The 23,098-nt window shown below is 69.9% G+C and carries 21 protein-coding genes; 9 read left to right on the forward strand and 12 right to left on the reverse strand.

Features of this window, described 5'->3' with window-relative positions; translation table 11 throughout:
• Nucleotides 1-5: 5 nt before the first annotated feature.
• Nucleotides 6-1,652: an endo alpha-1,4 polygalactosaminidase gene (locus tag D7W81_RS00420; protein ID WP_158621381.1), complete on the reverse strand. Its 1,647-nt coding sequence runs from the start codon at nt 1,650-1,652 to the stop codon at nt 6-8.
• A 92-nt stretch (nt 1,653-1,744) separates the two neighbouring features.
• On the opposite strand from D7W81_RS00420, the gene D7W81_RS00425 reads away from it, so the two are divergent.
• From D7W81_RS00425 to D7W81_RS00435, 3 genes are all read left to right on the forward strand, one after another.
• A complete protein-coding gene (locus D7W81_RS00425; protein ID WP_120553325.1) occupies nt 1,745-2,080 on the forward strand; it encodes an ArsR/SmtB family transcription factor in 336 nt (111 codons plus the stop codon).
• Nucleotides 2,081-2,085: 5 nt separating this feature from the next.
• A complete protein-coding gene (locus D7W81_RS00430) occupies nt 2,086-2,574 on the forward strand; it encodes an SRPBCC family protein (RefSeq protein ID WP_120553326.1) in 489 nt (162 codons plus the stop codon).
• Nucleotides 2,575-2,720: 146 nt separating this feature from the next.
• Entirely contained in the window at nt 2,721-3,416 is a 696-nt protein-coding gene (locus tag D7W81_RS00435) for a hypothetical protein (RefSeq protein ID WP_120553327.1), read from the forward strand.
• 3 nt (nt 3,417-3,419) lie between these two features.
• Here the strand turns inward: D7W81_RS00435 and D7W81_RS00440 are convergent, their stop codons facing one another.
• The gene (locus D7W81_RS00440; RefSeq protein WP_120553328.1) at nt 3,420-4,331 is read right to left on the reverse strand and encodes a LysR family transcriptional regulator; all 912 of its coding nucleotides are present in this window, start codon (nt 4,329-4,331) and stop codon (nt 3,420-3,422) included.
• A 151-nt stretch (nt 4,332-4,482) separates the two neighbouring features.
• On the opposite strand from D7W81_RS00440, the gene D7W81_RS00445 reads away from it, so the two are divergent.
• Nucleotides 4,483-5,343, forward strand: coding sequence for a haloalkane dehalogenase (locus D7W81_RS00445; RefSeq protein ID WP_120553329.1), 861 nt, complete (start codon nt 4,483-4,485; stop codon nt 5,341-5,343).
• An 18-nt stretch (nt 5,344-5,361) separates the two neighbouring features.
• On the opposite strand, the gene D7W81_RS00450 is transcribed toward D7W81_RS00445, so the two are convergent.
• Nucleotides 5,362-8,031, reverse strand: a complete 2,670-nt coding sequence (locus tag D7W81_RS00450; protein WP_120553330.1) for a DEAD/DEAH box helicase — start codon at nt 8,029-8,031, stop codon at nt 5,362-5,364.
• A 228-nt stretch (nt 8,032-8,259) separates the two neighbouring features.
• Between D7W81_RS00450 and D7W81_RS00455 the strand changes: the two genes are divergently transcribed.
• From D7W81_RS00455 to D7W81_RS00470, 5 genes are all read left to right on the forward strand, one after another.
• Nucleotides 8,260-8,814 carry a DUF2231 domain-containing protein gene (locus tag D7W81_RS00455; protein ID WP_120553374.1) on the forward strand — a complete coding sequence of 185 codons (555 nt, stop codon included), beginning with the start codon at nt 8,260-8,262 and terminating at the stop codon, nt 8,812-8,814.
• Entirely contained in the window at nt 8,781-9,257 is a 477-nt protein-coding gene (locus D7W81_RS00460; RefSeq protein ID WP_120553331.1) for a hypothetical protein, read from the forward strand. Before D7W81_RS00455 ends, D7W81_RS00460 begins: the two co-directional genes overlap by 34 nt.
• Entirely contained in the window at nt 9,230-9,403 is a 174-nt protein-coding gene (locus tag D7W81_RS42200; protein ID WP_158621383.1) for a hypothetical protein, read from the forward strand. Before D7W81_RS00460 ends, D7W81_RS42200 begins: the two co-directional genes overlap by 28 nt.
• Nucleotides 9,404-9,406: 3 nt before the next feature.
• Entirely contained in the window at nt 9,407-11,095 is a 1,689-nt protein-coding gene (locus D7W81_RS00465; protein ID WP_120553332.1) for a hypothetical protein, read from the forward strand.
• Between the two features lie 85 nt (nt 11,096-11,180).
• Nucleotides 11,181-11,381, forward strand: coding sequence for a hypothetical protein (locus tag D7W81_RS00470; RefSeq protein WP_120553375.1), 201 nt, complete (start codon nt 11,181-11,183; stop codon nt 11,379-11,381).
• A 78-nt stretch (nt 11,382-11,459) separates the two neighbouring features.
• Here the strand turns inward: D7W81_RS00470 and D7W81_RS00475 are convergent, their stop codons facing one another.
• From D7W81_RS00475 to D7W81_RS00515, 9 genes are all read right to left on the reverse strand, one after another.
• On the reverse strand, nt 11,460-12,077 hold the full coding sequence (locus tag D7W81_RS00475; RefSeq protein ID WP_244226890.1) for a M35 family metallo-endopeptidase: 618 nt from the start codon (nt 12,075-12,077) through the stop codon (nt 11,460-11,462).
• A gap of 299 nt (nt 12,078-12,376) precedes the next feature.
• Entirely contained in the window at nt 12,377-14,170 is a 1,794-nt protein-coding gene (locus tag D7W81_RS00480) for a Vps62-related protein (protein WP_208721105.1), read from the reverse strand.
• 45 nt (nt 14,171-14,215) lie between these two features.
• Complete coding sequence (locus tag D7W81_RS00485; RefSeq protein ID WP_244226891.1) at nt 14,216-14,899, reverse strand: pilin; 684 nt, start codon at nt 14,897-14,899, stop codon at nt 14,216-14,218.
• A gap of 61 nt (nt 14,900-14,960) precedes the next feature.
• Nucleotides 14,961-16,562, reverse strand: a complete 1,602-nt coding sequence (locus D7W81_RS00490; protein WP_120553334.1) for an AMP-binding protein — start codon at nt 16,560-16,562, stop codon at nt 14,961-14,963.
• A gap of 55 nt (nt 16,563-16,617) precedes the next feature.
• Nucleotides 16,618-17,391, reverse strand: a complete 774-nt coding sequence (locus D7W81_RS00495; protein WP_120553335.1) for an enoyl-CoA hydratase family protein — start codon at nt 17,389-17,391, stop codon at nt 16,618-16,620.
• Nucleotides 17,388-19,400 carry an acetyl/propionyl/methylcrotonyl-CoA carboxylase subunit alpha gene (locus tag D7W81_RS00500; RefSeq protein ID WP_120553336.1) on the reverse strand — a complete coding sequence of 671 codons (2,013 nt, stop codon included), beginning with the start codon at nt 19,398-19,400 and terminating at the stop codon, nt 17,388-17,390. Before D7W81_RS00500 ends, D7W81_RS00495 begins: the two co-directional genes overlap by 4 nt.
• Nucleotides 19,401-19,411: 11 nt before the next feature.
• Nucleotides 19,412-21,028, reverse strand: coding sequence for an acyl-CoA carboxylase subunit beta (locus D7W81_RS00505; protein ID WP_120553337.1), 1,617 nt, complete (start codon nt 21,026-21,028; stop codon nt 19,412-19,414).
• A 1-nt stretch (nt 21,029) separates the two neighbouring features.
• Nucleotides 21,030-21,908: an SDR family oxidoreductase gene (locus D7W81_RS00510; protein ID WP_120553338.1), complete on the reverse strand. Its 879-nt coding sequence runs from the start codon at nt 21,906-21,908 to the stop codon at nt 21,030-21,032.
• An 11-nt stretch (nt 21,909-21,919) separates the two neighbouring features.
• A complete protein-coding gene (locus D7W81_RS00515; RefSeq protein WP_120553339.1) occupies nt 21,920-23,086 on the reverse strand; it encodes an acyl-CoA dehydrogenase family protein in 1,167 nt (388 codons plus the stop codon).
• Nucleotides 23,087-23,098: the final 12 nt, after the last annotated feature.

The following is a 23,098-nucleotide window of genomic DNA, read 5'->3' on the forward strand; positions in this document are numbered from 1 at the left end:
CTCCGCTACCAGCAGCTGAGCTGGAGGTTGTCGTAGCGGACCGACGCGGTGCGGAAGACCAGGGTGCGCAGGTCGCCCTGGACGAAGCCGCTCTCACCGCAGGCACAGGTCGCCCCGGTGCCCGTGCAGGACGTCCAGTTGGTGGTGTCGCCACTGGAGTCCACGCGGTACTCGGCGTTGAAGACCGCCTTGTTCTTGTTGGTGAACCACGTCTTGTAGGTGCCGCACTCGTTGTACTTCTGGCACTCCTCGTTGATGGCGAAGTCGAAGGAGTCCGCGAGCGCGGGGACCTGATCCACGTCGTTCTTCAGCGCGATGCCCAGGCACAGCGAGTGGGCCGTGGTGGCCAACCACCGGTTGTAGTCCAGCTGGTTCGCCGCCGTGAGGCCCCAGCAGGCCTGGTCGGTGCAGCTGATTTCGTCGTCGTGTGAATAGCCGTCGATGTTGTCCGGCTCCACCGCGTCACAGCCCTTGCTCTTCGCCAGCTGCATGCGCGACGTCATCACCGTCCGCACCGCCTGCTTGCGGTGGTCCAACCACCACTCACAACCTCCGCCGCTCGTGCACCAGTCTCCCAGGATGTGGACGGACTGCGCGCAGTTCTCCCCGGGGGTGCAGTACGTGTCCTGCGGGAACTGGTTCGCGTCCCCCCGCCAGTCCTCGTAGGTGCCGGCGCTGAAGTAGCAGACCACCTTCTTGCCGGCGGTCTTGTACTCCTGGATCTTCGCGCTCGTGGTGTTGAAGAGGTCCACGACGTAGACCTGCGCGTTGAGGTTCGTGGGAATGGCGTCGTGCTCCAGGTCCCACATCCACGTGGTGCCCTTGGGGAAGGCGGGCACCGTGCAGGCCGAAGCCTGGCCACAGACGTTCGCGGTGCCGCCACCGCCGCACGTGTCCGGGCTCTGGCAGCCGCCGCAGCTGGTGACCGTGCGCGCCTGGCCGCAGTTGTCGGTGCCGCTCACCTGCCCGCAGTTCTTGCCCAGCCGCGAGCAGAAGGCCGCGTCCGTCTCCGCGGTGCACGTCGTGGCGATGTCCCAGGACACCTGGAGGCGGAGGCTGTCCAGCTGCGCCGCGTCCGTCCCCGCGCCCTTGACGATGCGCGCGCGGATGTCGCCGGTGCTCGAGACGAAGTTCGCGGCGGCTTCGGTGGCAGGGAGGTTGAGCGTCAGCGCTGGCGTCCACACCCAGTCACCGCGTCCCTGCGAGTTGGCGAGCGTGACCCAGCTGGACGTCGTGAACCGGTAGAGCTGCCACTGGTAGTAGGACGTGGCGTCCGCGGGCCCCTGGTACTTCGTCAGCAGCTGGAGCTGGGTGACTTGCGCGGCGGTGGGCGCGGCCTGGGTGAGGCTGGAGAGCTTGAAGGTCAGGTAGCCCGTGTAGCTGGGGCTGAACTCGATGTACTGCGCATAGCAGTCCGCGTACGCGCCGACCGTGCAGTTCGCGCTGTTCGTCTTGAGCACGCCCATGCCGCCGCTCTTGCCGGACGCGTCCGTGTTCGCCTGCGTGCTCGCGGAAGCGAAGTCGATGACCTCCGTGCCGGTCAGGCCCTGCTGTAACGGCTCCAGGTCCAGCGCTTCATCCGCCTCCAATGGCATGCATCCCGGCAGCATCAACGCAAGACAGGGGAACAGCCAGGCACTCCATTTCGACATCACGCCTCCAGGGGTTTGTACCCGGCTATCACATGGAGGCCCTCCCATCACTTAGCTCTTGCGCTAAGTGTGTGGAGGCATTACTTAGCCTCGTGGAAAAGCATCCGGAGCAATTGAACGGCATCTTCCAGGCGCTCGCCGACCCGACCCGCCGGGCGGTGCTGTCGCGTCTGGGCAGGGGCCCGGCCAGCATCAGCGACCTGGCGAAGCCCTTCGACATGGCCTTGCCGTCCTTCATGAAGCACATCCACTTCCTGGAGGACAGCGGGCTCATCCGCACGCACAAGGAGGGGCGCGTGCGGACGTGCGCACTGGAGAAGAAGCCCTTCGCCGCCGTGGAGTCCTGGCTGTCCGCGCAGCGCGCCCTCTGGGAAGCCCGCACGGACCGGCTCGAGCAGTTCGTCACCGCCCCCCACAACAAGGAATGAAGCCGATGTCCCCTGCCCTGAATCCCGAGCTGGACCTGAGCATCTCCCGCATCATCAAGGCCCCCCGCGCTGTCGTCTGGAAGGCCTGGACGGACCCCGCCAGCTTCGAGCAGTGGTGGCTGCCCGCGCCGTCCCGGTGCAAGGTGTTGGAGCTGGACCTGCGCCCCGGCGGCGCGCTGGTGACGCACTTCAGCGAGACGGCCACCAGCGACTTCGGACCGCACATGAGCGCGTGCTTCCTCGCCGCCGACACGCTCGAGCGCATCGTGTTCACGACCGTCCTGCTCGCGGGCTTTCGCCCCGCCGAGTCCAATGGCATGCCCGGCATAACGGCCATCATCACGCTGAAGGATCATCCGCAGGGCACCGACTACAGCGCCCACGTGATGCACAAGAACAGCGCGGACAGGACCCAGCACCACGACATGGGCTTCCACGAAGGCTGGGGCTCCGTCACCGCGCAGCTCGCCGCGCTCGCCGAACGGCGCGTGTGACACCGGTGTCTGGGATCCGCGAGCGCGGGCCCTGACAGCCTTGTCATGCGCGGGCGGGAACGCACTCGGAGAAGCCCTCCTGTGCGCGGGTGGAACGACCTTTGCTCCAGCAAGGGTCCGTCCCCACTTGCAGCAGGAGGCGTGCGTTGAACAAGGCGATGCTGATTCCGGTGCTCCTTCTCCTCACGGCGACGCAGGCCCAGTCCATGGAGCAAGCCATGGAGCCGCCGGCGCTTCGGCCCCCGGTGGGAGAGCGGCCCGCGCATGCGCTCTGGATCTCCCCGCTGGTGACCGGCTCGCTCCTGCTGACGGGGCCACTCGTGGGCGGCACGCTCCACCTGGCGCTTCCTGTCGGCACGAACCTCCAGCTGTCGGACCGGACCGACCTGGTCATTGAGGTCACGCCCCGGTACTCACGCCGCCGCTGCACGGAGGACATCGGCAACTGCGGCACGGGCCGGGCGCTCACGGTCTCCACGGGCGTGGCCTGGACACCGTGGCCCCGCGCTCGAGGAGACGGCTTCTTCCTCCAGCCCAAGCTGACCGGCATGATCAGCAACGAGAAGGACCGGCCCGACGCCGACAAGGGTGAGCCCGCCAACCGGAGCACGACGGGCGGACAGCTCACGCTCGGGCTCGACCTGGGCTACCGGAAGACGTTCGCACGCACGAACTTCTATCTCGCCGCGGTGTTCGGCGCGGGCGTGGGCTACAGCTGGAACCAGCAGCGCAAGGAATTGGACCTCGGCGGCCAGTACAGCCTGCCGTGGGGTGACGCGCGCAGGAACGGGCGCATCGTGGACATCAACATGGACATCCTGCGCGTGGGCTTCAGCTTCTGACGCTCACGCCGCCAGGACGGCTCGGCGGACCAGGTCGCGGAAGTACCGCGCCGCCGGGTCGGCGTGGGTGCGGTCGTGCCAGCACAAGGCCAGCTTGACGGTATGCGCGGGAACCGGTGCGTTGACGCCACGCACGCCCAGGCGCGCTCCCTGCGCGGTGACGAGTGACTCCGGCAGCGTCGCGACGAGGCCGGTCGCGGACACCACCGCGGCGGCCGTCAGGAAGGAAGGCACCGTCATGACGACCTCGCGACGGATGCCCGCGCGTGCGTACGCGGTGCCGACGAGGTCCCGGAAGCCCTTGCCCGGGACCATCTCCACGCCGACGTGATGGAGCGCGCCGAGCGCACGCGGGGAAAGTCGCTTCGTGAGCGCGGGGTGGCCTTCACGAGCCACGAGCACCGTGCGCTCTTCCAGCAGCGGCTCGACATGCAGGCTCGCGCCCCGTCCGGCGAGGCCGATGTGCAGGTCGACCTGGGACGAGGTCAGGTCTCCGAGCGCGACGAGTGACGCGATGCCGACCACGGCGAGGCGCGCGTTCGGCATCTCCCCGGCCATCCGGGCGGCGATTCGCGGTCCCCAGGTGACCTGCCCTGCGTCAGCGACGGCGAGCGTGAAGGTGCGCGTGCAGCGGGCTGGCTCGAAGGGGGCTTCGTGAAGCCCGGACTCCAGTTCGCGCAGACCTCGCGCGATGGCGGGGGCCAGCGCGAGCGCTCGGGGCGTGGGGACGATGCCACGGCCCTTGCGCGTGACCAGGGGGTCGCCCAGCACGGAGCGGAGGCGCGCGAGGCTGTTGCTGATGGCGGACGGCGTGACGTGGAGCCGCTCCGCCGCGCGCACCACGCTGCGCTCGGTGAGGACGGTGTGGAGCACCAGGAGGAGGTTGAGGTCGACTGCGGCGATCGAAATGCTCACGGTTGGTGAGCCTAGACCTCACGAACCATCACTACCAGCGAGGAGCCCTCTTCCCCATCATGGGTCCATGTACAGACTGCTCGGCTGTCTTGTCGCGGGCGTGCTCGTCGCTTGCCACACCTCCACGCCGCTTCCTTCCCGGAGCACTCCCATGACCACGGCGCATCGGCTTCCCGTCCTGGACTCTTTCATTTCCTACCGTGAAGCGGGGACGGGCTCGCCCATCGTGTTCCTGCACGGCAACCCCACGTCCTCGCATGTGTGGCGCAACGTCATCCCGCGACTTGCTGACCGCGGCCGGTGCCTCGCGCCCGACCTCATCGGGATGGGGAGCTCCGGCAAGCCTGACATCGCCTACCGGTTCGCGGACCACGCGAGGTACCTCGATGCGTGGTTCGCGGCGCTCGACCTGCGGGACGTCGTGCTCGTCGGCTACGACTGGGGTGGCGTCCTCGCATTGGACCAGGCGCGGCGGCATCCAGACCGCGTGCGGGGCGTGGTCGTGTTCGAGACGTTCCTCCGCCCCATGCACTGGAGCGATTGGCCTCCCCAGGGCGAGCAGTTGTTCCGTGCCCTGCGGACGCCTGGCACGGGTGAGAAGCTGGTGCTCGAGCAGAACGAGTTCCTCGCTCGGTCCTTCGCGAACGGCGTCCAGCACGGCCTCGCGGAGAGCGACAGGGCTGTCTATTACGCCCCGTACCCGGACGCGGCATCACGACGCCCGGTGCTGCAATGGCCTCGTGAGATTCCAATCGATGGCGAGCCCGCTGACGTCGCCGCGGTGATTGAGAAGTATGACGCGTGGCTCACGCAGCCGTCCGTGAAGCCGGTGCTCCTGCTGACCTTCGGGGACACCGGGCTCAGCGCGCCGCCCATCGTCGAGTGGGCGCGCAACAACCTCCGGGCCCTCGAAATCGTCCCGCTCGGTCGTGCGGGGCACCATGCCCCGGAAGACGCGCCGGAGGACATCGCGCGCGCCGTCCGGAGCTGGTTGGACGGCCACGCGTGGTGAGGCCCTGCCCTTGCCGTGTCAGCGCCGCCGCCTACCACCTCCCGGCTTTCCTCCATTCCTCGGCGGCTTGCCGTGGTGGCCCCGGTTGCCGCCACGCCTGGGGGCGCCGCGCTCCCGTTCCTGCACCTGGGGCTGCCGCTCGCGGGTGGCCTCCGCGATTTCATCCGGCATCCACGGCCGGTCGAGCAGCTCCTGGAGCTCGAGGAGCGAGCGGGCCTGCACCATGCCCCGCCGGCCCCGGGCCACGCTGTAGCGCTGGGGACGGTCGAGCAGCGGCAGCTCCTCTTCCACCAACGTGCGGGCGAGCTTCTCCGGCAGGTGCAGCCGCACCACGCCGCGCGGGGCTCCGTCCGACAGCTCTTCCACGTCGTACTCCAACGGCACCTCCTGCTCGCGCACCTCCACCGCGTCCGGAAGCGCCAGGAGGGCCCGGCGCGTCGCGGGCGGCACGAGCGCGTCCAGGTCGAGCCGCAGCGGGCGCTCCTTGAAGTCGTCGAGCGTGTCCACGCCATCGAGCTGCGCCTCGTAGAGCGCGGTGAGCTCCTCGAACCCGAGCGGCGCGGTCAGTCCTCCCGAGCGCCGCCACAGCTCGCGCACCTCGGCGATGGCGACCCGGTGACGGTCCACCGCGGGATGGGGCGCATCGCCTCGTGCCAGCGCCTCGGCGAGCGCGTGCCGGGCCGCCTTGGCGAGCTCCGGCCCCCAGGCGCGCAGCACGTCCACTTCCTGCTCCAGCTTGAAGCCGAAGTAGTCCAGCATCCTGACGAGCACGACCGAGCGGAAGCGCGCGTCGTACGCGGGCGCCGCCGAGTGACGCCGGGCGTAGCGGCGCAGCAGGGCCTGGGGCAGCTGGGTGCCTTCGATGGCGGCCTGCGACCCGCCGTTGCGGTCGGCGAAGTAGCGCAGCGTGCCCGCCACCGCGCCCAGGTTGCCGCACACGCTCGTCTTCGACACGCGGGCGGACTCGCCCCACGAGGTGCGCTCGTCGATGACCAGGTCGAAGGGCATGAAGCTCGCGAGCAGGTCGCAGAAGCGCTGGTAGACGCGCGGGCCCGCGAACGGCATGTGCGTGGGCAGTCTCAGCCCCACGCTCCGGTACACGCTCGCCATCGCGAGCGCCGCGTCCTCCAGGGCCTTCACCAGCACCCCGCGCCCCTCGGTCCAGGGCACGAGCTTCTCCGCGTCGAAGACATGGCGCGGCAGCCCCTGCACCTCCCCCACCGAGCCCGCTTCCTGGAAGGCCTCGGCATACAGGTTGTACGCGGTCAGGTGGTCGCTGCCCGGCACGAGCAGCCCGTCCAGGTTCCGCTCCTCGCGCGTCATCCGGTGCAGCGACTCCACCGAGCTGCACACCGCGAGGAAGGGCAAGAGCCCGTCCTCCGCGTTGACGATGAGCTCCGCCCAGGGCCGCTCCACCGGAAGGGCCTCCACCGCGCGGCCGTAGTCGGACAGCCGCCCTTCCGCGTCCACGATGTTGCGCGCCTGGAGCTTCGCGAGCGCCCGGCGATAGGCCTCGCGGTCCAGCGGCACGGGCAGGTCCAGTTCGTCCGCCCGCACGCCCAGGGCCGCGGCGGTGAGCGCTACCCGCTCCGGCTCGCCCGCGAGCTGGAACTCAGGCTCGGTGGGCTTGAGCGAGGCGAAGTGAAGCGGCCGGTCGCTCAGGATGAAGACGCGCCCGCCCTCCACCCGCCCGTGCACGCGCCCCGCCATCTGCAGGAGCTCGTTGTTGCCCAGGTGCACGCGGGTGAGGATGTTCCGGCCGCCCTCCACCAGGTTCGTGAAGCGCATGTCGTCGATGACGACCGTGTCCAACCCCGGCACGTTGAGCGCGCTCTGCCCCGCCGCCGTCATGGTCAGCACGAAGGGCCGGGGCGCCGTGCCTTCCAGGAAGGGACGGATGGCGCGCAGCGGTTCGCCGCCGTGGTAGTGCGCCGCGTGAACGTCAGGCGCGAGGTCCCGCACATGGGCCGCCGCCTCCTCCACCCCAGCGCGCGTGGCCAGGAACACGCCCACGCCGCGCCCCCGCCGCTGCACGTCCAGGAGGAAATCCTCGTTGAGGAAGGACAGCGGCTGGCGGCGCTCCACCTCCACCTGGGCCGCCTTGCGCGGGTCGAAGGAGGACACCTGGAGCACGTCCGCGCTGTCCAGGTAGCGCGCGTAGAAGGCCGGATCCACCGTGGCGGACAGCCAGATGAAGCGGCAGCCCACGCGCTTGCCCAGGGCCAGGCACAGCTCCAGTTCGGCGGAGGTCTGGTGGATTTCATCCACGATGAGGGTGTCCTCGCGCCGGATGACGCCCCCCTGGAACCAGCGCCGCGCGATGCCGGTGGTGACGATGACCACGTCCGCGAGCGGCGTCTCCGCGCTTGCCTCCCGCTCGCGGTTGACCACCGCCACCCGCAGGGGCCGCCGCCCCACGAGCTCCTCCGCGATGGGCCGGATGGCGAGCGTCTTGCCCGTGCCAGTGCCCGCGACGATGCCAAACCCCTGCCCGCTCCGGGCCAGCTCCTGGAGGCGCTCGCCGTGGTGCTGCAGCAGGTACGTGCGCAGCTCCAGCCCGAGCGCCAGCTCGATGGTCTCGCAAGCGGCGCGCGTGGGCGCGATGACCACCACCCGTCCGCGCGACGGTGCCACGGAGGAGGAGGTGTCCGCGCGAGGCGGGAGGTAGCGGTCGGTAGGAGTGCGCACGAAGGCCAGTGATACGCATGCGCGGCCCCCGGGGGAAGCGATTCGCCAGTTCATGCACGGCCCCGAGGAGGAAGGCAGCCGCGCGCGCCGGATTCCCTGAACGGGGATCCAGTTGGAACGTTGCCTACGGCGCAGCCGCCGGAGGCCTCGGTGCTCCGGCCGGGGGGCCCACGCAGGCGGCTTGTCCCATGGCTACCTTCCGGTTCCAGGGACTTGGGGAGGGGAATGATGAAAAGGGAGATGCTGCTTCATGAGCTGCACCCATCGCTGGTGCACATGCCACTGGCGTTGCTGCCGACGGCGGCCGTGGCGGACCTCATCGTGGTGACGACGGGGGACCGCGCCTGGGAGAAGGTGGGCCGCCGCCTGTGGGTCGCGGGCGCCGCGAGCGCGGTGATCGCCGGGGTGACGGGCCTGGCCGCGAGCCAGGAGGTCCGCATGGACGCGCCGCGTGCCCGGGACATGACGGTCGCGCACGGCGTGGGCAACGCCCTCATCACGCTGGGCGCGCTGGGCCTCATGGCGTGGCGGCTGACGCGGCCCCCCACCGTCCTGACCACGGTGCTGGGCCTGGCCGCGTGCGCCAGCTCGCTCGTCACCGCGACGATTGGCGGGAAGATGGTCTACGAGCAGGGCATCGGCATCAACCCGATGCCCGGGGACGCGCCGCAGGGCTCGGTGAAGCAGCCCCGGGTGCTGTCGCGCGAGGCCCCCGTGGCGCTCCTGAAGGACGCGGGCCGGGGCGCCGCGTGGCTGGTGGGCCGGGCACGCGCGCTGCTCTGAGGGCGCTGTGGTCGCAGCGGAACATCGCCTTCTTCATCCTCGCCATGGGGCTGTGGAACCTGGCCAACGGGGCCATGCTGCCGCTGCTGGGCCAGAAGCTGGGGCTCGACGACGCGCGGCACTCGGCGCTGGACCTGTCCATCCGCAGCACCCTCGCCCAAGCGGTGATGATCGCCGTCGCGCTGCTGGCGGCGACGTGGGCCCAGCATGGCCGCTCCCGGCTTCTGTCCCCCGGAGAAAGCTTGTCTGGTCCCTCGGTGCAGGCGCGAGGCCTGGAGGGTGTCTGGCTTCGTCGCTCCGTGGACGGACATCGGGGCCCCTGCTTCGTGGACCTGGGCTCCGACGCTAGGGTGCCGCCCGTCCCGCGGAGTCCTCACGCGGCGAGGAGCAGCTCCATGTCCCCAGCAGGCCAGCGATGGAAGCCCTCGTGCGGCGGGGGCTGAGCCGGCGGCACATGCTGGGGGGCATCGCGCACGCGCTGCTGGGAGCGTGCGGCCGTCAGGGGGGACCGCACCCGGGCGTGCAGGACTTCTTCCGCCCTGTCTGGACGGGCGGCGTGAACCGGGGGCTGGGCTCCGAGCCCACATAGCCCATGCGCGCCATTCCTTCGCGGCCCTTCGCGGTCCTCACCGAGGCGGTGTGCCTGCTGGCGCTCGTGCTGGCGTGCGTGAAGCTGAGCCAGGGCGTCGAAGCGGTGCTCGACCTGGCGCTCTGGGACGAGGCGGACTACCTGCACCGCGCGCTGACGCTGCCCGAGAGCGGACTTCCGGATCCGGAGTGGGGACCGCTGTACTCGCTGTGGTACTTCGCGCTCTCCAGGGTGTGGCCGGATCCGGTGGTGCTCTACTACGCGAACACCCGGTGGCTCGTGCTGCTGACCTCCGTGGCGTGCTACGCGCTGCTGCGTCAGGCAGGCGCCCGGCCTGGGTTCGCGCTGGCCGCGAGCGCGGTGTACCTGCTGTCACTGGCGCCACACATCCAGCCGCGTCCCACCCTGCTGGCGCTGCTGATCATCCTGGTCGCGTCCTGCGCCGCGTGCCGGGCCGCCACGCCCGAAGGTGCCTGGGCCCGGCTGGGTTTCGGGTTGCTCATCGCCTCGTTCGCGCGGCCAGAATGCTTCCTGTCCTTCCTGGGGGTGTCCGCCCTGCTGGGCCTCCAGCTGGTGCGGCGCATCCAGCGTGAGCCCGCACGCAGGCGCCACGCGGCGGCGACAGCAGCGGCCTACGTGGGGACCACCCTGGTCCTGATGGGCCTCCTGGGCAACCCGTTCAGCGACACCAGCAACCGGCGCTTCTACGCGTTCTGTCAGCACTTCGCGGACGGCCATGACCGGCGCACCGGACAGGTGGAGGTCAATCCCTGGGCCCGGTGCGAAGAGGTGCTCCAGCCCGTCTTCGGGAGTGCCAGCACGCTGGGCGCCGCCGTCCGCGCGAACCCGGGCGCATTCCTCGCGCACGTGCGCTGGAACGTGGACCGCCTTCCCGGCGAGTTCCACAAGGTCTTCACCTACGGCTACGGCGACGTGCCCCTCCAGCCCCGGAACGGAGCGTGGACGCGCACGCAGGTGGCGCACGTGCTGCTTCTCCTCGTCACGCTGGCGCTTCCACTCGTGGCCCTGGTCCGGCGCGGCAGGAAGGCTGCCCGGGCCCTGGCGGCTCCCCGGGTGGCATGGCGCGCGGTCGCGGCGGCCGGAGTGATGCTTCCCGGCCTGCTGTCCTCGGTCCTGTACCAGCCGCGGCACCACTACCTCGTCATCCCAGGGGTGATGGGGCTGGCCCTGCTCGCCGTACTGATGCATGCGTTGGAGGTCCCCGGCACACCTCCGGACGAGGTCGCGCCCCTCGCTGGCGCGCTGCTGGCGGCCCTGGTGGTGCTCGCGGTGCCCCGGCTCGCCTTCGCGCAGGACGGCCGTGGCGCACCGCCCAAGGTGCTGCTCCAGCAGGTGCAGGCCCTGCGGGGGCTCGGGCTGGACAAGCACGTGGCGCAAGGCGGCTCGCTGGGCGTGCTGGACACGCAGGGCGGGCTGCCGGTGTACCTGGGCGTCCCCTTCCGGCGCGTGCCCCCCTGGACGCGGCGCCAGGGCGAATCCTTCCCCCAGTACCTGCGCCGCGAACGCATCGAGCTCGTGTTCATGGATGCCCGGCTGCGCGAGGAACCCCGCTTCCAGAACGACCCCTCTCTGGAGTCCTTCCTCGCGGCGCCGGGTGCGTTCGGCTACGCCACGCGGCGCCTTCCCGGGACGGACGCCGTGCTCGCGCTGCCGGCGGCCTGGGCCCATTGAGAGACGGGAGCGGCTCTGGAAGGCGCTCCTGCGGACGGGACTCGCCTCTAGAATGCGGCGGGTCGTTCAACCCGTGAGGTCATTCATGCGCAAGGCGATGGCGAAGTGGATGTTCGTGCTGGGAGTCGTGGCGGGTGGAGCTGCCGGGACGCTGGTTCCCACCAACTCCCAGGCCGGGGGCATCTGCCCGGATATCTGCATGAACGAGGACTGCTCGTGCTTCCGGCAGTGTGGTCTGGCGGGCGGTGGGCAGTGCGTGTGTTCGGACTTCACCGTCTGCCAGTAGGCCGAAGCTGACGAACCGCGGCCGGGCCTCCACGTGGGCCCGGCCGTTCCATCCCGACAGGGCCGGCTCAAAGCAGGCCTACGGCAGGGCCGGCGTGTTCTCCGCGAAGTATTGGTGGCTGTCGGAGTTGTCCAATGCCTTGAACGGATCGGAGAGGGCCAGGCTCATCGCATCTTCCTGGCCATAGACCCATCCGTCCGTCGCGGCCACCGCGGTGAACTGGCTCGCCAGGTGGATGAACGTCCCCGCCTGGGAGTCGGTTCCCGTCGGCGGCGCGGACCAGAAGGTCCCGCAGAGATAGAACTTGTATGGCTGCGCCGCGTATACGAAGCCGTACCCGGGACTCGTGCAACCGCAATCGATGACCAGCGCCTTCGAAGCGAACACCGACTTGATGGAGGTGAAGTGGGTCCTGGCCGTGGTCCACCGTGACAGGTGGTAGGCGCCGAACCAGGTGGTGTAGCGCTGCGTCGGACCGGGCGTGGTGAACGTCAAGTACGACACCGCGTCGTTCGCGTAGGTCGAGGCCGCGCTGAGCGCCTGCCCCACGACGGTCTTCCGGGCGGTGGAGCAATTGCTGTAGGTGATGCTGCTGGTGAGCGCGGCGGGAGGAGCCTCCTGCGTCACGGCCGCATCCGTCACGGTCTCATCGAGCGCGTCCGGCCCACCACAGGCCCCAGACACCGAGACAGCCAAAGCCAGACATCCAGAACGACTCCACGAACTCATACGCATGCGAAACGCTTTCTTGTTGGGAGACACCCGTGGGCCCCCAACCTTCAGGGCCCATCGGGCTGCGGCGACGCCACAGCAAGCGCCACGCCAGCGCCTTGCTCCCCATAGGCAACACGTCCCTTCGAGCCAGCTCCGGAGTCGAGCCAGGCCAGGGTCGAGTCAGCGCTGACAAGTTTCGTCAGTCCACTGACGTTTCCTGGCCCTGGTCTCTTGCGCCTGCGCTGGGGGAAGCTGTCAGGCCTCCTGGGCGGACGCTGGCCCTACTCCAGGGTCATGTACTCCGGCTGGTACACCGACCGGTTGCGCAACGGAGAGGGACCGCCGCTGTTCACGCAGTAGCCGGTCGGGTTGTCGCAGCCCGCCTCGGGGTTGCCCCAATACGCCGTGAGGTTCATCCAGGCGAGCGAACCCGTGTACGTCCCCGCCGGCTGCCAGGGAATGACCACCACGTGGTTCCAGGTGTCCCACGCGAGCCCGGCCCCGGTGTCGTCCGCCAGGAAGTCGCCGTTGAAGATGGTTTCGTAGATGTGCCGCGCGGCGTCTGGATAGAGGCCGTGCGAACCCTGGGCGGAGAAGACCTCTGGATGCCAGCCGGTGAGGAACACGGCCTTGTCGCCAAACGTGAAGGTTTGCCCGTCCGCGTGCTGGCTCAGGTAGACCTGCGCGGGGCGCCCGTCGATGAAGCGCACGGTGAGGTGTTCCCAGTCCCCCACGTGGTTGCCGAAGGTGGAGTAGCCACCCACGCAGCCCCAGGGTGAATACCAGCCAATGCACACGCGCTTGCCATTGTTGTAGGGATAGAAGCTCCAATACAGCACGTCCGTCACGTTCGTCAGCAAGCCGCCCTGGGTGCGCGGGATGACCTGCGCATAGACAGGCACCGGCGTCTGATTGGGCCGCTGGCCGTCCAGGAACTGCGGATCCGTGCAGGAGTCACAGCCCAGCGCCTGGTTCGTCACCAGGTGGCCGTTCTCCTCGTGGACGTTGGCCAGGTGGAACTGCGTGGAGGACGGGAAGTAGGTTTCGTCCGGATGCAGCCACACGCGCGGCGCGAACGCCGCCACCGTCTGCGCGTCCACCGGCAGGCCCCGCAGCTCCGTGTTGGACGTGGCGCTCTTGTTGAGGACCCAGTAGCGGTTGCCTCCCGTGTCGCCGTGGCTGGGGCGGGAGATGAAGGTGGACGCGGGCAGGCCGCGGTGGTCCCGCACCACCGCCTGCCACACGCCGAGGTCATCGTCCGCGCCGGAGCCGCTGTCGTCCCACACCCACGCGGGGTTGGCGGGCAGTACGTATTCGCTGCGCACGCAGCGGATGAGGTCCGTGGAGGGTTTGGAGTAGCCCAGCACCGCGACGTGGCCCAGGCAGGTGTAGCCCGCGGGCGCGACCGGCTCCCAGAACGAAACGTCGTGCGTGCCACCGGAGCCGGAGTCGTCCCAGATCCAGTTGTAGTTGGACGGACGCGCCAGGAGGTCGCCCTCGCCACGCACCACGAACGTCGTCGCGGGCGCCTGTCCCCGGTTCGGCATGGCGACGTCCCCCAGCGAGAAGAAGCCCGGGGTCTGGGAGAGGTCGGGGCGCCAGATGGCGATGTCGTCCGTCGCGCCGGTGCCGTGATCGTCGTAGACCCAGGAGAAGCGGCTCGTGGGCCGGACCTCCAGGGCCTTGGGATGGCGCAGCGCCCCGGAGTCCGACATCAGGGTGAACTCCGCGCTCTGGCCCGACAGCGCGGTCGCCGCGACCAGCTGGTAACGGCCAGGGGTCAGCGTGACGGCCAGACGCGAGTTCGTGCCACCACCGCCGTTGTTGTCCTGCGCCAGGACGGTGCCATTCACATCCAGCAAGTACAGCCAGGCATCCGCCGACGAGGTCAGCGTGAACGTCACCGGGTTGCTGGAGGTCTGTGAGTCCAGCAGGAACACCCGGTTGCCCGGACTGGAGGGGCTCTGTCCGCCCGAGCCCTGCCAGTAACCGTAGACGGTGTTCGCGTGGACGGTGTTCGCCAGGAGCAAAGTCGTGGCGAGCGCGACGATGGGGAGGAGTTGCCGGAGGGCCATGGAGACCTGGGGACGGAGAGAACCCAGGACCCTACTCCGGAGCCACTACTCCTGGACGTCGTTCACGTGGTGGAGCGGCGCACCCGCGGCAACGGGTTGATTGCTGGCATCCGTGCGGTCCGCGGTGGAGATGCTCCACACGTCCAGCGTGTCGTCGTTGTCCACGTTGCCCACGCACGCGGCCGTCAGCGTGCAGTCGGGACATTCCCCCTGCACGCCCGGCTCCACTCCGGCGCGGTCGAGCGCCGCCTGGAGGACATCCGGGTCGAGCGCGGGGAAGGGCGCTCCCACGGGGATGACCGAGTCCGGCATCACCAGCACATAGGCATAGCGATTGCGGGGCTCCGGCTGGAAGCCCAAGGCCTCGAAGCTGCCCATCGGCTCCCCTTCCACCATCCGAGCCTTCGCCGCGGTGAAGATGGCTTTCAGGTTGACCCTGCACTCCGTCTGCTTCGAGCGCGCCTGGAACCGGATGAAGTTGGGGATGGCGATGGCGGCCCAGATGCCGATGACGAAGGGCCCCACTCCCGCGGCGATGAGCGATGCCACGGCAAGTCCCCGGCGTCCGGCGTACTCCGGCTTGCTGGTCTTCACCATCGCCAGGATGGCCAGCACCACCCCCACCGGCCACAAGCAGGCCAGGCACATGCCTGCGATGGCGAAGCCCAGTGCGACTCCGGGCAGGGCGGTCTTCTTCGGCGCGGCGGACTCAGGGAACATCGCGGTCATCACTTCCTCCAGACCGCGCCGCTTACCACGCCCTCCGTCCGCCGAGCAGGTGGGGCTCCCGCTACCCTCTCCCGCTCCCGTCCTCGTAGTGCCGCGCGTACTGCTGCCGGAGCACGAACTTCTGGGCCTTGCCGGTGCTCGTCTGCGGCATGACCGGGAGCACGACGATGGCCTTCGGCACCTCGAACCCGCCGAGGTGCTGGCGGCAGTGGGCGTTGATCTCCGCCTCCGTCGCGGAGGCACCGGGCTTGAGCACGACGAAGCCTGTCACCGCCTCCGTCCAGCGGGAGTGCGGCAGGCCCACCACCGCGGCCTGGAGGACGGCGGGATGCCGCAGGAGGACCTCCTCCACCTTGATGGACGGGACGTTCTCTCCGCCCGTCTTGATCATGTCCTTCTTGCGGTCCACGAAGAGGAGCTGGCCGTCGGCGTCGAACATGCCCAGGTCCCCGGTGTGGTGCCAGCCAAAGGCGCTCGCCCGCGCGGTGGCCTCCGGGTCCTTGTAGTAGCCCAGCATCACGTTCGGCCCGCGATGGACGATCTCCCCCACCTCTCCTCGCCCGAGCAGTCGGCCGTCGTCATCCATGATGGCCGTCTCGTTCGTCACGGCCGAGTCCCCCCAGTACGAGCCGAAGCGCTTCAGCTGCTGCTCCTGCTTGAACATGGTCGTCGCCGGGTACATCTCCGTCTGCCCTGACGCGAGCGCGAAGCCCCCCGGGCAGAAGTGCTCGATGAGCTCCACGAGCAGCGTGCGCGCCATGGGCGCCATCACGTAGAGGCACAGGCGCAGGCTGGACAGCTTCGTGGCGGGCCGCGCCGGGTGCGCCAGCATCGCGCCGTACATCACCGGCAGGCCCAGCAGGAAGGTGATGCCGCGCCGCTCGATGGTCGCGAGCATCGCGCCCGGGTCGAAGACGCGCCGCACGACGACGGTCGCCCCGGCCAGGAGGAACGTCATCACGATGGCGTGCTGCGCGCAGTGGAACATCGGGAGCACGCAGAGGGTGGAATCCCCCGACCGCATCCCCAGCTCGAACAGGTTCCCGCTCAGCGCCGCGTGCACCGACGCGTGCGAGTGCATGACGCCCTTCTGCTGGCCGGTGGTGCCACTGGTGTACATGATCTGCGCGAGCTGGCCGCTCTGGATGTCCACCGCCGGCAGCGTGCCGTGCTGCCCCTTCAGCGTGTCCAGGAACGCGACCGTGTCCCCGCCCGGCGCAGCCTGCCCCTCCGGTACGCAGACGATGACGCGGGTGCCCAGCGCATCAAGCATCGCACGCAGCCCCGGCTTCGCGAGGAACTCCGCGTCGATGACGGCGTGGGTCGCCTCGGCGTGCTCGAGGATGTACTGGACGGCCTCCACGGAGAGGCCGGTGTTGATGGGCACCCAGACGAGCCCGGCCTTGTAGATGCCGATGAACGCCGTGACCATCTGCGCCGAGTTGCCGCAGACCATCGCGATGCGCGCGCCCCGGGGAAAGCCCTGCGCGAGCAGGTAGTGCGCGAACGCGTTCGAGCGCCGGTCTAGCTCCGCATAGGACAGCTCGAGGTCGCCGTCGACGAGCGCCGTCCGCTCCGGCCAGCGCGACGCGGACCGGTGGACGATGTCTCCGAGGGAGACTCGGCTGATGCGCGGGGACTGCGCTTCCTGGGTCGCGGACATCGTGTGCTCTCTTTCGCCCGTTCGGGCGTCGGGTCGAACCGGGTGCCGCCTTCGCCTATTTCGGCGCGGCCCACGCGGGGGGACGGCGCTCCAGGAAGGCGAGCATGCCCTCCTGGGCCTCTTCGGAGGCGAACAACCGGCCGGAGAGCGCGACCATGTCCGCGCCCCCGGCATCCAGGCGCGCGCGCAGCCCGGCGGCCACCAGCTGCTTCGTCTCGCGCAGGCCCTGCGGTGACGACACCCGGAAGGTCTCCAGTATCTGCTCCACGGCGCCCTCCAGGGACGCGTCCGGCACCGCGGTGGTGATGAGCCCGATGCGCGCGGCCTCGGCCGCGTCGAACGCCTCCCCGGTGAGGAAGTAGCGGCTCGCCGCCCGGCTGGTCAGGTGCGGCAGCGTGGTGAGGGAGATGACCGCGGGCGTCACGCCAATGCGCGCCTCCGTGAAGGCGAACTTCACGGACTCCGCGACGACCGCCACGTCGCACGCGCCCACGATGCCGATGCCCCCTGCCCTCACCTGCCCGGCGACCTTCGCCACGACGGGCTGGGGCAGCGTCACGATCGTGCGCAGCACGTCGAGCAGCACGGCCGGCGCCTTCGCGGCCCCACCGTCCGCCATCTCGGAGAGGTCCGCACCGGCGCAGAACGCGGGGCCGGTGGCCGCGAGGACGACCGCGCGAACCTCCGGGTCGGCGCCCACGGAGCGCAGCCGCTCCAGCAGCTGAGTCACGAGCGCCCGCGACAACGCGTTGCGGTTTTTGGGCGAGTCGAGTGTGAGGGTCGCGACGCCGCGAGAGACTTCGTACCGGACGAGCGTTGCATCACTCATGCTGCCTCCTTCGCTTCAGGGGAGACGACCGCGACGACGTGCCGTGCCGGCACCTGCGCCCCGACCGTGACGTTCACCGCGGTGACCACACCATCCGTGGGCGCGATGAGGGACGACTCCATCTTCATCGCTTCGAGCACCACCAGCACGTCGCCCTTCTTCACGGTCGCGCCGACCTGGGTGCTCACCCGGATGATGCGGCCATCCATGGGCGCGCGAAGGCGGCCGTCACTGGCGCGCTCGCGTTCGGAGGGCGCCCTGAAAGAGACATCGCGCAGGCTGCGCGTGATGCCGTCGAGCGAGCTCCACAACGTGCCTCCCGCGCGGCGGTAGCGGACCGCGCGGCGCCTTCCGGCGACCTCGACCTCGGCGCGCTCGGCCCCAAGGCCACGCAAGGAGAGCGAGACCGAGGTGTCGCCGATGCGGACGTCGTAGGCCTCCGGCGCGACGGGGCGCACCGAAGCGCGGAACTCCGAGGTCCCGTCATGCAGGGCGACGGGCACCGGCAGGGCGTAGGAGCTGCTCCAGCCCGTGAGCGCCGCGTCGAAGCCACCGCGCCGGGCGAGCGCCAGGGCATCATCGTGGAAGAGCAGCGCGGCCAGGATGGCCTGGTCCTCCACGGACGCCTGCCCGAGCCCCCCCAGCGTCTCCGGCGGCGTGTGCGCGCCCACGAAGCCCGTGTCGTACCGGCCGGAGCGGAACGCCTCATGCCCGAGGACGTGCTGGATGAAGGTGCTGTTCGTCGTGACGCCGAACACCGTCAGCTCCCGCAGCGCCGCGGCCAATCGCTCGCGTGCCGTCTCGCGGTCCGGCCCGTGTGCGATGAGCTTCGCCTGCATGGAGTCGTAGAACGGCGTGATGTCCTGGCCCTCACGCACGCCGTGGTCCACGCGGATGCCCTCCCCCGCCGGCGGCACCCACGCGAGGAGCCGGCCTGTCTGCGGGAGGAAGCCCTTGGCCGGGTCCTCCGCGCACAGCCGCGCTTCGATGGCATGCCCCTGGAAGGTGATCTCCGGCTGCGTCCGCGGCAGCGGCTCACCGTCAGCAACGCGCAGCTGCCATTCGACCAGGTCCAGCCCGGTGATGAGCTCCGTCACCGGGTGCTCGACCTGCAGGCGCGTGTTCATCTCCATGAAGAAGAAGTCGCCATTCGGCGCCAGGAGGAACTCGATGGTCCCCGCGCCGCGATACCCGATGGCGCGGATGGCCTGCACCGCCACGGCTCCCATGCGCTCACGCAGCTCGGGCGTGACGGCCGGAGACGGGCTCTCCTCGATGACCTTCTGGTGACGACGCTGGACGGAGCAGTCGCGCTCACCCAGGTGCACCGCGTTCCCGTGCGCGTCCGCGAAGACCTGCACCTCCACGTGCCGCGCCCCTTCGATGGCACGCTCGAGGATGAGCTCGCCGCTGCCAAAGGCGTTCGTCGCCTCCGAGCGCGCGGAGCGGATGGCGTCGAGCAGCGCTCCGGGCTCGCGCACCAGACGCATGCCACGTCCGCCGCCGCCCGCCGCGGCCTTCACCATGAGGGGGAAGCCGATGCGCTGGCCCTCGCGGACCAGGGCCTCGTCTTCGAGCGATTCACCGGGCCGGGCCGCCTCATAGCCGGGGATGCACGGCACGTCCGCGGCCTGCATGCGCAGCTTCGCCTGCCGCTTGTTCCCCATCAGCTCGATGGCTTCCGCGGGAGGCCCGACGAACACGAAGTTGGCCTCCGCGCACGCTCGCGCGAAGTCCTCGTTCTCGGAGAGGAAGCCGTACCCGGGATGGATGGCATCCGCGCCGGACGCCTTCGCCGCGGCGAGGACCCGCTCGATGGAGAGGTAGGACTCCCGCGCGGGCGGCGGCCCCAGATGGATGGCCTCGTCAGCGAGCCGCACGTGAGGGGCTTCCCGGTCCGCGTCGGAGAAAACCGCGACCGTGCGCAGGCCCAGTCGGCGGCACGTGCGCAGCACGCGCACGGCGATCTCACCCCGGTTCGCCACCAGCACCTTGTGGATGCGTTTCATGATTCCCCTCGCTACAGCCGGGCGACGCCGAAGGAGTTGGGCGCCAGCGTGCGGCGCGAAGCCTCGTCACACGTGGCCAGGATGAACCCGAGCACCCGCCGCGTGTCCCGGGGGTCGATGACACCGTCGTCGAACAGCCGCGCGCTGCAATGGAAGGCATCCGACTCACGGTCGAACTGCTCGATGAGCGGCTTCGCCATCCCGTCCAGGAACTCCTGGTCGGGCGGCAGCCCCGCGCGCCGGGCCTTCTCCGTGGCGACGATGCTCAGCACCTTCGCCGCCTGCTCACCGCCCATCACCGCCGTGCGCGCGTTGGGCCAGGCGAAGATGAAGCGCGGATGGAACGCACGGCCGCACATCCCATAGTTGCCCGCGCCGAAGGCTCCGCCCAGCAGGAGGGTCATCTGCGGCACGGTCGCGTTGGCCACCGCCTGAAGCATCTTCGCGCCGTGCTTCACGATGCCGCCCTGCTCCGACTGCGTGCCCACCATGTACCCGGTGGTGTTCTGCAGGTAGACGATGGGCGTGCGCGCCTGGCAGCAGAGCTGGATGAACTGCCCTGCCTTCGTCGCGCCCTTCGCCGTGATGGGCCCGTTGTTGCCGATGATGCCAATCGCCCGGCCCTCGATGCGTGCCCAGCCGCAGACGGTGAGCGCGTCGTACTCGTCCTTGAAGGGCGAGAAGTCCGAGCCGTCCACGAGCCGGGCAATCACCTCGCGGCAATCGTAGGGCCGCCGGTGGTCGATGGGCACGACGCCACACAGCTCATCCACCGCGTAGCGCGGCGGCTCGAAGCCAGGGCGCGCGGGCTGCGGCAGGGCGTCATTCCACCCGAGCGACGCGACGATCTCCCGCGCGATGCGGATGCCGTCGGCGTCGTCCTCGGCGAGGTGGTCCGAGGTGCCGGCCACGGTGGTGTGCATCTCCGCGCCGCCCAGGTCCTCGTCCGTGGCGACCTCGCCCGTGGCCGCGAGCAGCAGCGGTGGGCCGGCGAGGAACACCTTCGCCTTGCCGCGCACCATGACGACGTGGTCGGACAGGCCCGGGATGTACGCGCCGCCCGCCGTGCTGGAGCCGTGGACGACGGTGACCTGGGGGATGCCGGCCGCAGACAGCTTCGCCTGGTTGTAGAACGTCTCTCCACCCGGGATGAAGATCTCCTGCTGGTAGAGCAGGTTCGCGCCGCCGCTCTCCACGAGCGACACGACGGGCAGCCGGTTCTCCAGGGCAATCTCCTGCGCGCGCAGCGCCTTCTGGACACCCCAGGGTGTCGCGGTGCCGCCCTTCACCGCGGAGTTGCTCACGAACACCAGACAGCGCACGCCGGCCACGAAGCCGATGCCGACGATGGTGTTTCCACCGGCCAATGACCCGTCGCTGTCGTCATGGTGCTTGTAGCCACACAGCGTCGAGAGCTCCAGGAACGGCGAGCCCCGGTCGAGCAGCAACGCCAGACGTTCACGCGGGAGGAGCTGCCCCCGCTGCTTGAACTTCTCGCGGGCCAGCTGCTCGGTGTCGCGCGACTTCTGCTCGATGGCGCGCAGCTCGGCGACGCGGGCGAGCATCTCCTGTCGCTGCGTGGTGAAGGCGGCGGAGGCCGGTTCGACTTGGGAGACGAGCGTGGGCACGTCACTTCTCCTTCGGGCCGTCGAGGATGGAGGGCCCCTTGGCCAGGTGGAACCCTTCGTACGGCTTCGAGTTCGAGTGCTCCGACAGCGGGAACGCCTTCGTGTTGCAGGACGCGCCCCCGTCAATGCGGATGACCTCGCCGGTGATGAACGCCGCCACGTCGGAGAGGAGGAACGCGATGGCGCCGCTCACCTCCGCCTCGGTGGCCAGCCGGTGCAGGGGGACCTGCTTGCGCAGCATGGGGATCATCTCGCGGACGAAGGGGTCCTCGTAGGTGTCCAGGCCGCTGGAGGCGACCCAGCCCGGCGCGACGGCGTTCACGCGGACCCCGGCGAAGGCCCACTCGACGGCGGCCGTCTGCGTCAGGTTGAACATGCCGGCGCGCGCCGCGCCCGAGTGCCCCATGCCCGGCATGCCGTTCCAAGCATCCGCGAGCATGTTCACGATGGCGCCGCCGTGGTCGGTCATGGACTGGTTGAACACCTCGCGCGCGACCAGGAAGCCGCCGGTGAGGTTCGTCGCGACGACCGCCTCGAAGCCCTTCTTGGAGATCGCCGACAGCGGTGACGGGAACTGCCCGCCCGCGTTGTTCACGAGCCCGTGGATGCGGCCGCGCTCCTGGACGACGGCGGCGACCATGTCGCGCACGGCGGCCTCGTCGCGGATGTCCACGGCGTGCTGCGTGGACGCGTGGCCCTCGGCGGCAAGCTCCCCGGCGACCTTCGCGAGCTTCTCCTGCTTGCGGCCCACCAGGACGATGTGCGCGCCCAACGACGCGAGCTCATGCGCGGTGCACCGGCCGATGCCGCTGCCAGCGCCGGTGACGATGATGGTGCGGCCCGCGAAGGCATCCGGAGCGAAGACTGAACGGTAACCCATCGTGTTCTCCTTCAGCCGCGCGCTTTGCGGGGCAGCGTTCCCATGGCCTTACTGATGATTCCGAGCATCACCTCGTCGGCGCCGCCACCGATGGAACCCAGGCGCAGGTCGCGGTAGGCGCGGGCGACGGGGTTGTCCCAGGTGAAGCCCATGCCGCCCCAGTACTGGAGGCACCCGTCGACGAGCTCACGGGCGAGCCGCCCCGACTTGAGCTTGCACATCGAGGCGAGCTTCACGACCTCCGGGTCGTCCTTGTTCTCGATGTACATGCCGACGGTCCGGTAGATGAGCGCCCGGAGCGCCTCGACCTCCGTCTGCAATTCGGCCAGCCGGAAGTGCACGCTCTGGTTGTCCAGGATGGACTGGCCAAAGGCCTTGCGCTGCTTCGTGTACTCCGCCGTCTGCGCGATGAGCCGGTCGAAGGTGACCAGCGTGCTCGCGGACACGAACAGCCGCTCCTCCTGGAACTGCTGCATCTGCATCGCGAAGCCACGCCCTTCGTCGCCGATGCGGAAGCGTGTGGGGACGCGCACGCCGTCGAAGAAGAGCTGCGCCGTATCGGACGCCCACATGCCGAGCTTGCGGATCTTCGACCGCGTGATGCCGGGGCGGTCCATGGGCACGATGATGAGCGACTTGTTCGCGTGCGCGGGCCCCTCACCCGTGTTGGCGAGCAGGCAGACCCAGTCCGCCTGCATGCCGTTGGTGATCCACATCTTGCTGCCGTCGATGACGTAGTCGTCGCCATCCCGGCGCGCCGTGGTCGTCACGCTCGCCACGTCGGAACCGGCGCCCGGCTCGCTCACCGCGATGGAGCAGACGCGCTCGCCCGTGAGCGTGGGGGCCAGGAACTCCCGCCTCAGTGCGTCGCTGCCGAAGCGCGCGAGCGCGGGCGTCGCCATGTCGGTGACGACGCCGATGGCCATGGGCAGCGCGCCGCAGGTGCAGTGGCCCAGCTCCTCGGCGAAGGCGACGGAGAACGACGCGTCGAGCCCCAGTCCGCCGAACTCCGCGGGCTTCGTGATGCCGAGCAGCCCGAGCTCGCCCAGCTTCCGGAACACCTCCCGTGCCGGGAAGATCTCCGCGGCCTCCCAGGCGTCGACGTGCGGGTTCAGCTCCTGTTCCACGAACTTGCGGACAGTCTGTCGGATGGCGCGGTGTTCCTGGGTCTGCTGCATGGCTTCCTCGGG

This window comes from Corallococcus aberystwythensis (assembly GCF_003612165.1).
Classification (GTDB): domain Bacteria; phylum Myxococcota; class Myxococcia; order Myxococcales; family Myxococcaceae; genus Corallococcus; species Corallococcus aberystwythensis.

What these genes read in the sequence shown, in the direction of transcription:
- D7W81_RS00420 (WP_158621381.1), bottom strand. Translation starts at nt 1,652, where the DNA reads ATGTCGAAATGGAGTGCCTGGCTGTTCCCCTGTCTTGCGTTGATGCTG.
- D7W81_RS00430 (WP_120553326.1), top strand. Translation starts at nt 2,086, where the DNA reads ATGTCCCCTGCCCTGAATCCCGAGCTGGACCTGAGCATCTCCCGCATC.
- D7W81_RS00445 (WP_120553329.1), top strand. Translation starts at nt 4,483, where the DNA reads ATGACCACGGCGCATCGGCTTCCCGTCCTGGACTCTTTCATTTCCTAC.
- D7W81_RS00455 (WP_120553374.1), top strand. Translation starts at nt 8,260, where the DNA reads ATGAAAAGGGAGATGCTGCTTCATGAGCTGCACCCATCGCTGGTGCAC.
- D7W81_RS42200 (WP_158621383.1), top strand. Translation starts at nt 9,230, where the DNA reads ATGGAAGCCCTCGTGCGGCGGGGGCTGAGCCGGCGGCACATGCTGGGG.
- D7W81_RS00465 (WP_120553332.1), top strand. Translation starts at nt 9,407, where the DNA reads ATGCGCGCCATTCCTTCGCGGCCCTTCGCGGTCCTCACCGAGGCGGTG.
- D7W81_RS00470 (WP_120553375.1), top strand. Translation starts at nt 11,181, where the DNA reads ATGCGCAAGGCGATGGCGAAGTGGATGTTCGTGCTGGGAGTCGTGGCG.
- D7W81_RS00480 (WP_208721105.1), bottom strand. Translation starts at nt 14,170, where the DNA reads ATGGCCCTCCGGCAACTCCTCCCCATCGTCGCGCTCGCCACGACTTTG.
- D7W81_RS00485 (WP_244226891.1), bottom strand. Translation starts at nt 14,899, where the DNA reads ATGACCGCGATGTTCCCTGAGTCCGCCGCGCCGAAGAAGACCGCCCTG.
- D7W81_RS00490 (WP_120553334.1), bottom strand. Translation starts at nt 16,562, where the DNA reads ATGTCCGCGACCCAGGAAGCGCAGTCCCCGCGCATCAGCCGAGTCTCC.
- D7W81_RS00495 (WP_120553335.1), bottom strand. Translation starts at nt 17,391, where the DNA reads ATGAGTGATGCAACGCTCGTCCGGTACGAAGTCTCTCGCGGCGTCGCG.
- D7W81_RS00500 (WP_120553336.1), bottom strand. Translation starts at nt 19,400, where the DNA reads ATGAAACGCATCCACAAGGTGCTGGTGGCGAACCGGGGTGAGATCGCC.
- D7W81_RS00510 (WP_120553338.1), bottom strand. Translation starts at nt 21,908, where the DNA reads ATGGGTTACCGTTCAGTCTTCGCTCCGGATGCCTTCGCGGGCCGCACC.
- D7W81_RS00515 (WP_120553339.1), bottom strand. Translation starts at nt 23,086, where the DNA reads ATGCAGCAGACCCAGGAACACCGCGCCATCCGACAGACTGTCCGCAAG.